Origin of the sequence: Pelagicoccus mobilis, assembly GCF_016595505.1 — a bacterium.
Classification (GTDB): domain Bacteria; phylum Verrucomicrobiota; class Verrucomicrobiia; order Opitutales; family Opitutaceae; genus Pelagicoccus; species Pelagicoccus mobilis.
The window spans coordinates 124,170-138,525 of record NZ_JAENIL010000013.1; the positions used below are offsets into that span (position 1 = coordinate 124,170).

At 52.9% G+C, this 14,356-nt stretch carries 6 protein-coding genes and 1 pseudogene; 5 read left to right on the forward strand and 2 right to left on the reverse strand.

Features of this window, described 5'->3' with window-relative positions; genetic code table 11:
* Positions 1-52: 52 nt before the first annotated feature.
* Together JIN87_RS28905 and JIN87_RS28910 are read right to left on the reverse strand one after the other, a co-directional pair.
* Positions 53-1,624: a sulfatase gene (locus tag JIN87_RS28905; protein WP_345780789.1), complete on the reverse strand. Its 1,572-nt coding sequence runs from the start codon at positions 1,622-1,624 to the stop codon at positions 53-55.
* 1,074 nt (positions 1,625-2,698) lie between these two features.
* Positions 2,699-3,352: pseudogene (locus JIN87_RS28910) on the reverse strand (glycoside hydrolase family 16 protein); the annotation flags it as partial.
* A 530-nt stretch (positions 3,353-3,882) separates the two neighbouring features.
* Here JIN87_RS28910 and JIN87_RS08840 point away from each other — a divergent pair.
* The 5 genes from JIN87_RS08840 (at position 3,883) to JIN87_RS08860 (ending at position 14,319) form a co-directional block, all read left to right on the forward strand.
* Positions 3,883-7,869, forward strand: a complete 3,987-nt coding sequence (locus JIN87_RS08840) for a response regulator (protein ID WP_200355188.1) — start codon at positions 3,883-3,885, stop codon at positions 7,867-7,869.
* Between the two features lie 404 nt (positions 7,870-8,273).
* The gene (locus JIN87_RS08845; RefSeq protein ID WP_200355189.1) at positions 8,274-9,392 is read left to right on the forward strand and encodes a glycoside hydrolase family protein; all 1,119 of its coding nucleotides are present in this window, start codon (positions 8,274-8,276) and stop codon (positions 9,390-9,392) included.
* A 9-nt stretch (positions 9,393-9,401) separates the two neighbouring features.
* Positions 9,402-11,018, forward strand: coding sequence for a sulfatase-like hydrolase/transferase (locus JIN87_RS08850; protein WP_200355190.1), 1,617 nt, complete (start codon positions 9,402-9,404; stop codon positions 11,016-11,018).
* Positions 11,019-11,030: 12 nt separating this feature from the next.
* Positions 11,031-12,467: a sulfatase-like hydrolase/transferase gene (locus tag JIN87_RS08855; RefSeq protein ID WP_200355191.1), complete on the forward strand. Its 1,437-nt coding sequence runs from the start codon at positions 11,031-11,033 to the stop codon at positions 12,465-12,467.
* Between the two features lie 10 nt (positions 12,468-12,477).
* Positions 12,478-14,319: a sulfatase-like hydrolase/transferase gene (locus JIN87_RS08860; protein ID WP_200355192.1), complete on the forward strand. Its 1,842-nt coding sequence runs from the start codon at positions 12,478-12,480 to the stop codon at positions 14,317-14,319.
* The last annotated feature ends 37 nt before the right edge of the window (positions 14,320-14,356 follow it).

The following is a 14,356-nucleotide window of genomic DNA, read 5'->3' on the forward strand; positions in this document are numbered from 1 at the left end:
GTTGAGGCGACTTAGGGCTGGCGGGTCGGCGCCCCGCCCTACAGTTAATTCTCTAGTTAGGCAGGTTTCCTTTCCAGCCGGTTTGGAGTTGCGCTAGTAGTTTGGATACGACTTTGGGGCGACGTTTCGCTATGTTGCGAGTTTCTTGAGGATCGTTTTTATGATCGTAGAGCTCTATGGCGATTGGATCTGCGTCAGGACTTCCTCGATCGATCCAGGCGATGAAGCGGTAACGGTCGGTACGCATCGCGTAGCCCATGAGGCGGTTTTCGAAGAGATCGCGATCCCACTGGTCGCCGAACTGCTCTTTGATACGTCCCTCTACTTCTGTAATGAGCGGACCGAAAAAGGTTTCGCGCATAGCGGGACGAAGAGGGAAGGCGCCCCATTCGCGGAGGGCGGGATTGGGAAACTGGCTGAATGCTGCCTTCTTCCAATTGCGATCGGGGTTTTGAAGCAGTGGCGTCAGGCTGTAGCCTTCAAGGTGTTCTGGTTTCTCTATTCCGGCGAGGTCGCAGAGAGTTGGATACATGTCGACGAGTTCGACAAGGGCGTCGGTGGAAGCTCCTTGAGCTGCTTCCGACATGCTTGGAGTCCAGATTATGAAGGGGACACGTGTGGCGAGTTCGTAGTTGGTCGCCTTGCCCCAGACTCCCATGTCGCCTAGATGAAAACCGTGGTCACTCCAGAGAATGATGACTGTGTTGTCGCGAACTCCGGACTCGTCTAGGGCGTCGATCATGCGGCCAATCTGGGCGTCGACATAGCTCGTACAAGCGAGGTAGGAATGTTTGAGAGTGCGCGCTAGCTCAGGATCGAAGTCGCCTTCCTTGGGAATGTAGTGGCGAACGCGAAGTTCGAAAGAGGCGTGTAAACCCATTGCAGGACCGTCCTTCGGTGCCTCGGTGTGAGTAGCCATGGGGATTTTATCGCGCTCGTAGAGATCCCAGTATTTTTTTGGGGCGATCCAGTTGAGGTGTGGTTTGTTCATGCCGAGAGCCAGGAAAAAGGGCTTAGCATTGGAGCCTTTTTGTTCCGCGACAAGGTCTTCGAGAGTGGCGATGGCGAGGTCGGTATGGTATCCGTCTATGTATCGATTATCTGGAACATCTGCCGCTTCGTAAGGGGGCCCCATCGCGAGTCCAAATCGAGAGACAGGACCGTATTTTTCGAACATCTCTTTTTTGGACTTGGCTGTAACGTCTCGGTTTTCTTTGAGTGCGAAGCCCTTGAGTTCGCTTACTTTCTTGTCATCGAGTTTATGGCGAGAGGGCTGGCGGTTCCAGGTGTCTTCGAGCATGTCGCCGTGGTGGTAAATTTTACCTGCGTAGACGGTGTCGTAGCCGTTATTGCCGAAGTGTTCCGGAAGAGTGAGAATGTCAGGATTGAGGTCGCGAATTTTAACGTAGTTGTGGGTGATCCCGATGGTGTCGGGACGAGCTCCGGTAAGGATGCTGGCGCGAGAGGGACCGCAAATCGCTTGTTGGCAGTAAGCATTGTCGAAGCGGAGGCCTTGGCTTGCGAGGGCGTCGATGTTTGGCGTGATCGCGATGTCTGAACCGTAACATCCGAGGTCTGCCCGGAGGTCATCGATCGCGATGAAGAGTACGTTAGGTTTCTTCATCGATGCCTGGTCTGTCCCCCTTGAGTAGGTAACTCGCAGTACGGGCCGTAAGTTAGCAGGTGTGTCGTTGGATGCAAAGCGTGCATACGCGTTCTTGCCGGCCTCCGTTTCTGGAGAGATGAGGACGAGGCCGAGTGGCTTGCCAGCGTCGAAAGCACGTTGCGCGGCTTTGACGAAACGCTTGGTGCTCTTGAAGGTTTTTCGAGTAGGCGTTTCAAGCTCGTATCCGTCGATTCGTGACAGTGATTGTTTACCGAAGTCACCCCCTTCGTTTTTCCACGTGTCTTTACCGGTGCGAGAGACCCAGGATGCTCCAGAGCCGATTTCGGGGAGGCGCCACCCGTCGCCCACTCCTTCTACGAAGCTTCCTTCGAGCTCACGAAGTTCTATGCTTCCGATTTCTTTGCCGAGTCCTTCGTCGCTCCAAAAACTGAGATCGACACTTTCGATGGTGCTACCTGCGGGAATTCGATCAAGGTCCCATTCGATGAGGCCGCGACTGCGTTTCCCTTGCCACTTGCCGATCATGAAATGGTTATCTTGCCCCGCGTTTTCGGTAGGTTTGGTTTCGCGGATGTGTACGGCAGGATTGTTGTAGCCGTGTGCTTTGTGGCTGAGTTCGAGGAGGACTGGCGCGTCGACAGAGATATTGACCTCTGCCGCGGTCCGGTGAGTGCCCACGGTCGCTGAGCATTCGAGGATATAGTGACCGGGCTTGGAGAAGCTTGCTGATGTTTTCGCTGAAGTAGTGTCCGCAAATGAGACCTCACCTGGGCCTTCTAGCTTTTTCCACTCGAGATCGATTTCGAGGCCGTCTTCGGTAGGCGAGACTTGAGCCGTGAGGTCGATGTGTTCGTCAGTATCGGAAACTAGGATACTATGTCCTGGATTTGGGCTTGTGATTTCGACACTGGCGTGTGGCGACTTCTCGAAGAAGCGGAAGTACTGGTATTGAGTTTGGGAGGGGAGTTGTGATTCGTCGACGCCAGTTGTCTTCTTGCCGAGCTTGCCCGCCAGACAGGTGAGCCAGACGTTCACGTCATTGTGTGCGAAAATGGAAGCGTCAGTTTCGCCAACGAGTTCGCCGTTGAAGAAGTAGCGAAGAACTTCCGGAGTGAACTCCATGCCGTAGACCTGGAATTCGTAGAGAGGAACGCTTGGGTGGATTTGTTTGGTGCCGAACTTGCGGTGATCGGCGGGGAGCCAGCGGTGGGAGTCGATCTGGTAGTGGTAAGGATCGGAGGAGTCGTTTTCAGCGGGATCGAGTTCGATGTGGATGGTTCCAGGGGGAAGCTCCTCGAGTACGGCGTCGCGCATCATCCAGAAGGAGGAGTGCCAACCTTGGCCTTTGGGGGCTTTCATGGTGGCTTCGTAGTAGCCGTAGCGGAATTGCTTGTGGGTGATGATGCCGCCGCCTGTGTAGTCTGTATCGTTTTTCTCAACACGTTCCTTTTTCAGGTGAATACGGAAGAGACCATCGGATACGGAGTTGTTGGCGGGAAGCTGGGTGCTCCAGAGTTTGGCTCCAGTGCGGTAATACCATTTTGATTCGTCGACCTCGGTACCTTCGAATTCATCGGAAAAGGTGAGACGGTAACCATGAACGTCTGTGTTGCCGTAGGGTTGTACATTGGGATCGCTCGCTGGGTCGATGTCGGGACTGTCAGCGCTAATGAAAGGCAGGAATGCGAGTCCAGCGATAGCGATGGATGCTAGTTTGAAATTCATACTTGGAGTAATTGGGCGACAGCGACTTTCAGCTTGGTGCTGTCGTGGAGGAAGTGACTTTATCTAAACAAGGGCGTCCGATATTTCAAATCGGGCAAAGCGCTTATCTTTAATGATTAACGCAGCAAGTCCTCAGTTCCACGTTGGAACAGGGCACAGCTCATCTGGGGAGCAGGCTGCGTGCTATTGGCGATCGCCAATGACCATACTAACCAGTTTCACACCCAAGCTTTGCGGGGCGTGTTCTCTTGCTCCGCAGATTGTAGTGGGAGCTTTGCCTTTGGCAGTCTGGTTTAACATGAAAGTCGGGGCTCGTGGAGCTATCGGTTGTCAGCATATCAGACGAAAGAGCGTTGCGATATGCCCTTTTTGATTTTGGATATGCAGAAGACGGCAGTCTTTTTCCGACACGTAGGTTTCATGTTTCAGGAGGGAGGAAACTGGGATTTGTAATTTGTGTGTTTTAGGTCCTGTTGTGATGGAGCGATTTGCTTCTCCTTGATTTTAGGATGTTTAAGTTCGAATACCCCATGCCTCGGTTATGTGTCTTCCTTAAGTTTGGAAGCTGTTTATTGCTGTGCGCTTTCCTATCTCTCTTTGTCGGACGTTTAGATGCGGCGGGTAAACCTTACACTCCGCAGCATCCTGATCCGTTCGATGAAGCGTGGCGATGGAATCGGGTAGAAGCATTTTCGGGATACCGTCTTCACTGCGTTGATGAAGGAGAGGATGGCCGTCATTGGTTTGGCACGAGCGCGGGGGTGGTCGTCTATGACGGCTTCGAGATCAAGCAGGTGCTCGAGGAGGAGTCGATCAAGGATGTGGCCGTTTTTGGCCGTGATGTTTACGTCTTGTCGATCAATGGATTCTGGCACTTTGACGGAAATTCCTGGAAGCAGTTGATCGAGCGACGTTTCAATCGTCGGGTCCAGAATTCGATTGTGAGGACGATTGACGGCACTGTCTGGGTAGGGACGGACAAGGGCTTGCTTCGTGTTGTGGGGGACGATGTGAAACCGGTTGAAGGGTTTGGGCGGTCGATCCTGAGCTTGTTGATAGATGACCACGGCCGTCTCTGGATAGCCCAAGGCGGCGGTGGCCGGGTAGTAGTGACAGACGTGGAGGATGGGCGATTGGCCTCTAGGAAGAGTCACCGCCAGGTGCTCGACGCTATGCCTGGGGGAACTCGATTCAATATCCACCATATCACAAAGGGGCATGATGGCCGGGTTTGGGTCGCGAGCGCGGGGCGCGAGTACGCGGTACGTTGGTTCGACGAAGACCTAAACGAGCATCTCGTTGAGGCGTCGAGAGGGATTGAGTTCCGAGATTCTCTGCTGGCTTTGGCGGTAACCGTGGACGGCACGGTTTGGATGCGAGACCGAACGGACCTCTTCTCGATCCATGATGGCGTGTGGAGAACCCATGACTGGAAGACTGAGCATTTCGGGAGATCGCTGAGCAAGGTCGGCCTGTTGCATTCGAACTCGGAAGGGAAGCTAATCGTGGGTGGAGACAGCTCCCCGCTTTTTGTCATCAATATGGCTCAAGACCGTTGGTCGAGCTATCACGATCTAATGTTCCAGTGTGAAGATTCCGACGGGAATCGCTGGTATATCGCGAGTGGTGGCGAACTTGTTTTTGAAAATTTGGATACAGGAGAATGGACCGAGTATTCGAAAGAGGACGGAGTGATCGACCTTCCTTTGGTCGTCTTTTGCGACTCGCGCAACACGGTGTGGGTTGCGGGAGCGCATGAGGGGCAGGCCGCCGTCGGCTGGAAGCGGAGAAACCAATGGAATGTCGATCTCTATCCTGAGCTCGGGAGTATGATCAGTCACTTGTCGGCGTTCGAAAACAAGCTGGGACAGATGTTGTTTGGCTCAGGTCATGAACTCACTGCACCTAGTCCTGATAAGCGCGGGGGATTGGTGAAATATCGGTCTGTGGATAATGGATACAGGGCAGAGGTGATCCCGGCGAAGGCGTTTGTGAACCGTGTCGTGTCTATTGTGGAGGACAGGGTTGGGGACCTTTATACAGGAGGGCGTTATCTCTATCGTCATCGAAAAGGGGAGTTGGAACGGATCGAGTTGCCGGTAGAGGACAATTCTCGTTGGATCGACCATATCGTCTTGGACTCGCAAAACCAGATTTGGTCGGCCGTTTATGGGAAGGGCATTTTCCGTTTGAATGGGGATCAAGTTGACTTGTTCAACGAAGAGAGTGGGCTGGCGAGCGAGTCAGTGGCGAATCTCGCTCTCGATCAGCAGGGCCATTTGCTGGCCGGTACGTCGATGGGGATTAGCCGGTTCGATGGGGTCACGTGGACGACTCACGTTCTGCCGGAGGAACTGGGATTTGACCGGGAGGCGGGAACTCTGCGTGCTGCCAAGGACGGGGCGATCTGGGTGAATATAGCGACCCGGAGCTGGTTTTTCAGAGGATCGGAATACAATCCGATGCCGAAGAACCGCGTGTACGAAAACATGAGCGTGCGTTTCAAAGGAAATGCGAACGGGCCAGAAACGACGCTTCATTCGAAGGACATCGAGTTGCATGAGCCGGGCAACGTTAAGCTTGAGTGGAGCGGCAAGGACTTTTGGAACGAGACTCCTGAGGATGACTTGGAGTTTTCATATCGAGTAGATGCGGGTGAATGGACTGCCTTCGCCAAAGAGAAGGAGACCTTTCTGTTGGAGCTCGCCACTGGGTCGCATGTTGTGGAAGTGCGGTCGCGAGACTTGGATGGTAATGTGGATGAGTCACCGGCACGAGTATCCATCGCCGTAGTACCTGCCTTGTGGAAACGACCTTGGTTCATCGCGACAGAGGTTGCGGTGGTCTTGCTGATTGCGGGATTGATCTATGCCATGATTCGGATGCGGATGCGGCATATGATGGAAAGTCGCGATTTTAAGCTCTGGTTCTTCACGCAGATCTCGCACGAGCTGAAGACTCCGCTTTCGCTGATTTTGGGTCCTGTTGAGAGCACTTTGAAACGCGCGTCCGATAGCAAGACGAAGGGGTCTATGGAGATCGCCAGTCGCAATGCTCGAAAGATGCTTAGCTTGGTGAATCAGTTGCTAGAGTTTCAGAAGGTTGAAATGGGCGGCGTGCGGGTCGAAGCCTCGCGTGTGGATCTGGTTGGTTTTGTGGGTGATTCGATCCCGACTTACCGGGCGATGGCGGATCAAAAGGCTCAGGATCTGATTTTCGAATGCGAGAAGGAGAGCTGGATCGCTTTTTTGGATACGGATAAGCTGCAGAAGATCTTGGATAATCTGGTTTCCAATGCCGTGAAATACACCCCTGATTGCGGCACGATCAAGATCCGCTTGGAAGTGGACGCTGGGGCCCGTGCGAGCTCAGGTGAAATCGGTGTGATTCGTGTAGAGGATACCGGTCTAGGAATTCCTACCAAAGATCAGAACAGAATTTTTGATCCCTACTATCGAGTCGGAGGCAAGTCGAAGCAGGCCGCTAAGGGGACCGGAATTGGTCTCGCTCTGGTAAACGAGTTGGTGCGGGTTTGTCGCGGAACGATCGAGGTGGAGAGCCCGATCAATGGAGAGGGTGGAGGAACGCGTTTCACGGTTCGCTTGCCGTCGATTGAGGCGGAAGAGGATCTTAAGCAGCACGAGGAACCTGAGCTAGACGCAGGCGCGAGCGAGGAGGCCGATGAAAAGCTGGAGCCAGATGCTCAGGTTGAGGAAAAAGCGTCTCAGGTTTCCCGTGGCAACAAGCCGCTCGTCCTGCTTGTGGATGATAATCCCGATATCAGGAGTTTCCTTTCGGAAGAGCTCGGCGAGGAGTTTGCGACGATCGAAGCGAAGGATGGGCGTGAGGGCTTGGAGGTCGCCCGAAAGGAGTCGCCGGACTTGATTGTTACCGATGTGATGATGCCGGAAATGGATGGGCATGAGTTCTGTCGCCATATCAAGACGGAGCGTCTTACCAGTCATATTCCAGTGATTATGCTGACGGCCAAGTCCTCCCTGCAGAGCCATATTCATGGTCTGGAACTGGGGGCGGATGATTACCTGTCAAAGCCGGTTGAAACGGAGCTGCTTGTATTGCGTATCCGAAATCTGTTGGCTTCGAGGCAAGCGCTTCGGGAGCGTTTCGTGCAGCAGCAAGTGTTGACGCCGAAGGAGGTGACAGCGACTTCGCTCGACGAAAAGCTCCTCGAGAAGGCGATCGGAATCGTGGAGGATCACATGCAAGATTTCGAGTTTTCGGTCGAGTTGCTAGCGGAGGCCTTGCACATGTCGCGCGTGACTTTGTACCGAAAACTGAAGGCATTGATTGGGCAGACTCCGTCCGATTTCATCGCGACGATCCGGCTCAAACGGGCCACTCAGCTGATGAAGAACAATTCCTTCTCGGTAATCGAGATCAGCAACCTGGTCGGTTTCAACGACTCCAATTATTTCTCGAATCGCTTCAAGCGAGAGTACGGAATGACGCCTACCCAGTATATGGCGAAGGAGGGGAAACGCCCGACGAGCACTTGACCAGAGTGTCACTTTTAGGACGGATTGTGCAGAGTCGCAGATTAATTCCTACGGGTAACCTGGTTTGTAAGTTGCTGTAGGGTATTAGGTTATTGTGTAACGACACAAGGTTCCTGAAAAGTGTTACCCTGCTTAAGGCGTTTGGATGGCCTTTTCGCTAATGTGTTTGGCACAACATCGGACTTCCTCATTGAAGGCTCTAACGAGCGAGGAGGTGTAACCCCGCAAACTCCCAACAACACTCTCCCCAAATACTGCTTCGTGGCCTTCGACGGTTTTCGTGAACCGAGAGTCACCTGAAGCGACAGAATTTCCCAATTCCTTATAGATATAGGAACGGGTTGTAGTTGCGGCGCCAGCTTTAGCCGGTCTGGCGCCGCCTTCATTTTCAGCAACAGAACTCTATGAAACTCAGCCGCACCTTTCTGAAATGTCTCCTGTCGGCGGCCATCTCGATCGTCTCGCTCTTGCTCGTGACCTCGTGCGACGAAGAAAGCATCGCCCCCGACTTTCGGATTGAGTTTGGTGAGGTTTCTCGAGGATCGGTTTTCAAGCATGAGGACAAGAGCGTATGGGGTGGGTCGCTCGTTAAAGGTGAGGACGGCTTGTATCACATGTTCTATTCGCGGTGGCCAAAGGACATAGGCTGGGCGTGGGTTACACACTCTGAGATCGCCCACGCTGTGTCCGAATCTCCGTTTGGGCCATTTGAGTTTAAGGACGTGGCGTTGCCGGTGAGAGGGGCGGAGCACTGGGATGGCCTCTGCACCCATAACCCGACGATCCATAAATTCGACGGGAAATATTACCTCTACTACATGGGCAACACGGGTGACGGTCAGATCGTCGGCGTGCCGGGTAAGCACAAGCTCAATTGGCTGCATCGCAACAACCAGCGTATCGGTGTCGCTGTGGCCGATAGTCCAGAGGGTCCTTGGAAGCGTTTTGACACACCAGTGCTCGATATCAGTCCGAATGACGACGCTATCGACAGTCTGATGACTTCAAACCCATCGATCTGTCGTGGGCCGGACGGAAGATTCCTAATGGTCTACAAGGCGGTGGGTAAAGAAGTCGAATTACCAAAAGGTGGACCCGTTGTTCATGGAATCGCGACCGCGGACAGCCCGACTGGGCCGTTCACAAAATTCGAGAAGCCGATCTTCACTTTCGAGGGAGAGCGCTTTCCTGCGGAGGATCCGTACATCTGGTATCAGGACGGCAAATACCGAGCGATTGTGAAGCGGATCAAACACATCGGTCACAAGCGACACTTCTCGCTGGTGCACTACGATTCGTTCGACGGCTTCGATTGGCAGCAGGCCAAGCATTTCGAGATATCGGAGCGTATCGTGACTTGGGAAGATGGAGTGGTGCAGCAGTTTGATCACTTGGAACGCCCGCAGGTGTTCATCGAGAACGGAGAGCCGGTTGCCTTGCTCTGCGCGACGGATATCTATGACGAGAACAACGTTCGTCAGTCCTTCAACATGCAAATCCCGCTAAAGATTACTAAGGAGTAGAAACGATTTATGAAGAAGATCCTCTTGTTGGGACTATTGGCAGTCGCCGCGACGCTAAAGGCGGCGGACAAGCCGAACATCATCATTTACTACGCGGATGACATCAGCGCGCGTGAGTTTCCGATATATGGATCGAAAGTGTGGACAGATCCGATGCGGGAAGACACGACGGATCCGATTTACCGCGCGAAGACTCCGGTTATGGATCGCTTGGCCGAGCAAGGCGTTTGGATCAAGACCGCCTGGGCGGCTTGCGTGTGTAATCCCAGCCGGGCGATGATGATGAGCGGTCGTTACGCTTACATCCACAAGTGGTGGAATAACAAGGACAAGGGCGTCTCGATCGATGATCGTGGAAAAATGGGTACTTGGCCGGTCTATGAGAGCTCTCCTTTGCTGCTGGGACACGTAGCCCAGAAAGCCGGTTATGGAACGTACTGGGCAGGAAAAACGCAGATGGCAGGTGAATATGCCAAGCACGGCTTTGACGAAGGGTGCTTCACACCTGGTGGGCTATCGGACCAAGATAATCCGTATACAGATTTCAAGCACGAGTACCAAAAGATCAACGGCGAGAAAACTCTGATCAATGTCGACACGGGAAAAGTGGCCGACACCTATTGGCAGCACGGTTGGTACTGGTACCCGCACGTGAAATTGATGAACCATCCCACTGATGCGGGGAAGACGGTCTGGTGGCCCAATACCAAGAAATCGCGCAAGGAGTTTGGTTTGCACACCTATGGGCCGGATGTGGAGATGGAATTCACCCTCGACTTCATGGAGCGTAAGCACGAGGAAGGGAAACCATTCCTGATTTATCATACAACTCACCTTGGTCACGATGCGTTCAATTGGTTCGATCCAGAGTCGAAGAGCAAGTGGCCAGGAACTCCGATCGTTCGCTGGGATGGTGAAAAATATAAGCGTATCCAACCAAGGATTACGGGGGATGAAGGTAACTACAATACCCACGGCACCGTGACACCTTCAGGGATTCACAACCACGTTAATTACATCGATTACCAGATTTGGCAGTACCAGCAGAAGCTAGAGGAGATGGGCGAAGCGGATAATACCGTAATCATCATCTGTGCGGATAACGGCACAAGCGGATACGGCAAGAACTCTGGGGAGAAGCAAAAGGGCTGTCACATTCCGATGATCATCTACGCCCCAGGTATGAAGAAGCAGGGAGAGCAGGATGTACTGATGAGCGTGGCGGACATCATGCCGACGGTTGCTGAGCTCGTTGGTTTTGAGATTCCCAAGGACTATGCAGTGGATGGCGAAAGTGTTGTACCGTTCCTATTTTCGGACAAGCCGGAGCACCGCCAGTGGATCTATGCTCACCGGGGGCCGGAGCAATTGATTCGTGGCCAAAAGGTTTTGAAGGATGGTCGCGACAAGTGGTGGAATGTGGCGGAGTCTCCCGATGATTTGATCAGCTTTTCTGAGATCAAGAATTGGAACTCGGTTCTGGAAACACACCGTGAGGAACGCGAAGAGTTGCTGGAGATATTGCCTGAGTTCGACCTCTATTACGACGAGCATGAAGCTCCTGGAGTTCCTTCACAATTGGGGAAGAAGAAGTTCCCTCGTTACGCTCGTAAAACGAAGTCTTAAGGAGGCGTAACTATGAAGTGGATACTTGCTGCACTGTTTTTCGGGGCACTGTTCTCAGCCTATGCTGAGAAGCCGAATGTTATCGTTTTTATGGCGGATGACATGGGCTATGCGGACGCAGGTTTTACTGGAGCGACCGATATTCTCACCCCTAATTTGGATCGTCTCGCCCAGAGTGGAGTGGTGTTCAAGCAGGGGTATGCAAATCATGCATTCTGCGGTCCGAGCCGTGCTGCCTTTTTGTCGGGCCGGTACCAGCACCGTTTCGGATTCGAAACCAATCCGGCGTACGATCCTGCAAATCCGTTGGCTGGGATTGACGTGGGTGAGAAGCTCTTTCCCGCCCGTATGCAAGACGCTGGATATGTCACGGGTTGCATTGGTAAGTGGCATTTGGGAGCAGCGGAGGACTTTCATCCTAACAACCGAGGTTTCGACTACTTCTACGGATTTCTTGGAGGTGGGCACGACTACTTCAAAATTGACCTGTCCAAGCCGGTAAAGGAAGGCTACCTGCAGGGGCTGGTTCGCAACAAGCGTCCAGCGGATTTCGAAGGTTATTTGACCACTGCTTTGAGTCGAGATGCGGTTCGATTTGTCCAAGACAACAAGGATAATCCGTTCTTCCTCTTCGTTTCCTACAATGCTCCGCACCAACCCTTGCAGGCCCCGAAAGAGGATCTGGACCGGTATTCACATATCGATGACAAGAAGCGTCGGGCGTATGCGGCGATGATTGATGTAATGGACCGTGGTATCGGAGAAGTGATGCAGGCGCTCGAAGAAAATGGGCTTCGCGAGAATACGCTTGTTTTCTTCACGAGTGACAATGGCGGCCCGCAGCCTTCTAAAACCTCTCCCAAAGGGGGGAATGCGTCGAAGAATGGTCCGTTCCGTGGAGGGAAGGGCAACTTCTACGATGGCGGCGTGCACGTGCCGTTCATCGCGTCTTGGCCGGCGAAAATCAAAGGCGGGATCACTTATGACTATCCAGTTATCGCTATCGACATCGCTCGGACAGCGGTGGCAGTTGCGGGTGGAGAGGCCTTGTCCGTTCCGGCAATGGAGGGAGTCGACCTTGTTCCTTACCTGAGCGGAGAAGAAAAAGGAGCTCCGCACGAGGCTCTGTTTTGGCGCGGTGGAGACGGAAAAAACTGGTCGGTTCTTGCTTCAAATGGAGACAAGTACCTGCTCGATCCAAAGTCGAAGCAGCCGCAGATGTACCACTTGCCGGACGATGTTTCGGAGAGGAACGACATCCTAGCCGCCCATCCTGAGAGAGCTATGGAACTGTTTAAGCTTTGGGAAGAGTGGAACGAAGCGAATGTCGCGTGCAGGCTACTAGGCTACAAGGACTACCACGGAAAGCGTTCCGAGTTTTACGAGTCTGCCGTTCCCGAAAGAGCAAAGCAGTCTGGGTACAGTCCGGAAGCTCGAAGGAATTTTTAGAATTTAGAATATGAAAAAGACATCTCTTTGCTTGGTCGCCGCATTGGGGCTTACGATTTCCTGGGGAGCCACCGTCGCGTTTGGCGCTAAACTGAAGCAGCCGAATGTTCTCTGGATCGTTACGGATGATCACCGTTACGATTCTGTTCGAGCGTTTAACAAGATGCTTTCGGGCAAGGAGATGAGCCCGCTTGGATATGTGGAGTCGCCCCAGACTGACCGATTGGCGGCCATGGGTACGACTTTCATCAATGCGTACTGTCAAGCCCAAGGGTGTGCGCCGTCACGCGCTTCCATGCACTACGGACGTTATCCCTTCCGTTCAGGTGTATATGAATTTGAATACCACAACAACAGTGCCGAGCACTGGCAACCTTCCTTGCCCGAGCAGATGGCAGATCTCGGCTACCAGACGGTTCACGTAGGCAAGCTAGGGGTACGCTTGCGGACGATCCGTGGAGAGAAGACTGCCAAGGCGGAACTCTACCAGAGCGCTGTCAATTTCAAGCAGATGCACAAGGATGGCTTTACCGGTTGGGGTAAGGACTGGTTTTCCGAAATTGATGGAATCAAGCTCAAGAAACGCTTGCAGATTCGATTCTTTGTAACGCCTGAAGGGAAATTTGAATACGCCTCTAAAGAACTCGAAGAGATGCTGCCGCAGTACGCTGGTTCTGCTGAAGCGACCATGGAGAAGTACGATTTGCTGCGTCAGTATAATGATAAGAAGCCAAAGCGGCCGGACAACGGTATGATCCTCTCGGGAGTCAGTTCTCAACCGGCTGGAAAGACTCGTGATGGTTGGTACACCACGGTGATGGCTGACATGCTGGAGAAGCAGAACCAGACTTTCAAAGTAGGGACGCAGACGGTAAAGGGTGTCGATCCATCGAAGCCTCTGTTCTTGCATCTCGGTTTCGACTTTCCGCATACGCCAGTGCTCCCGCCCGCCGATTATAGAGAGCGTTTCCAGAAGTACACCTACAAGATTCCTGAGGTTCACGAGGAAGAGTTAGAAAAGATGCCGAAGCAGCTTCGAAAGCAGGTTGCAATGGGTTGGAGCGATGATTTTTCCGAGGAAGAAAAGCAGAAGATGATTCAGGATTACTATGCGTTCTGCGCCTATGGCGATGACCTCGTTGGCAAAGCTGCGGACGACTTCATCGAATACAGTGAGTCACAAAATCAAGAGTGGATGATCATCTATGTATGTGGAGACCACGGCTGGAAATTGAACGACCATGGTTCAGTGTCGAAGTTCACTCCTTGGGATGTGGACAGTCACAATCCGATTGTAGTTGTTTCCTCTGACAAGAAGAGCTTTCCAGCAGGTAAGGTGGTTCGCGAGTTTACTGAGTTTGTCGATATCGCCCCGACAGCCTTGGCTGCCGGAGGTGCGAATCTCGATGCCAAGAAGTATGCCTATCTCGATGGATTCGACCTCGCAGAAGTCGCCTCTGGCGTTGCCAAAGCTCGCGACTATGTGATCGGTGAAAGCCACGCGGTTACGGGGCCGAGGGCTTTCATTCGTACGAAAGACTATGTGTTCTCGATGCAGACGCGCCCCGACAAAAAGCGTGGAAAAAACTTCGATTGGGCAAGGCAGGCTTCGTATAAGGAATTGGATGCCGCCCTTTACCATATGCCTAGCGATCCAGGAGAGGTTAACAATCTGGCTTACAACAAAGAGTATTCGGAAATCGCTAAGGCCATGAAGGAGAAGCTTGTTGATATCGTGCTAGGCGATGGTCGTGTCGAAGTTGATTGGGGTCGAGGCCAGCATGTGACTGGCACACAAATCTTCGAAAGCAACTTCGCTCCAGGAGCTGACGATAAGGAACTGAAGTTGTAGTAGGTCAATTAAACGTGGGAGCGTGCTTGTCACGCGA

Excerpts from the sequence above, each read along its gene's own strand:
- JIN87_RS08855 (WP_200355191.1), top strand. The coding sequence starts at position 11,031 with ATGAAGTGGATACTTGCTGCACTGTTTTTCGGGGCACTGTTCTCAGCC.
- JIN87_RS08840 (WP_200355188.1), top strand. The coding sequence starts at position 3,883 with ATGCCTCGGTTATGTGTCTTCCTTAAGTTTGGAAGCTGTTTATTGCTG.
- JIN87_RS08850 (WP_200355190.1), top strand. The coding sequence starts at position 9,402 with ATGAAGAAGATCCTCTTGTTGGGACTATTGGCAGTCGCCGCGACGCTA.
- JIN87_RS08860 (WP_200355192.1), top strand. The coding sequence starts at position 12,478 with ATGAAAAAGACATCTCTTTGCTTGGTCGCCGCATTGGGGCTTACGATT.
- JIN87_RS08845 (WP_200355189.1), top strand. The coding sequence starts at position 8,274 with ATGAAACTCAGCCGCACCTTTCTGAAATGTCTCCTGTCGGCGGCCATC.
- JIN87_RS28905 (WP_345780789.1), bottom strand. The coding sequence starts at position 1,624 with ATGAAGAAACCTAACGTACTCTTCATCGCGATCGATGACCTCCGGGCA.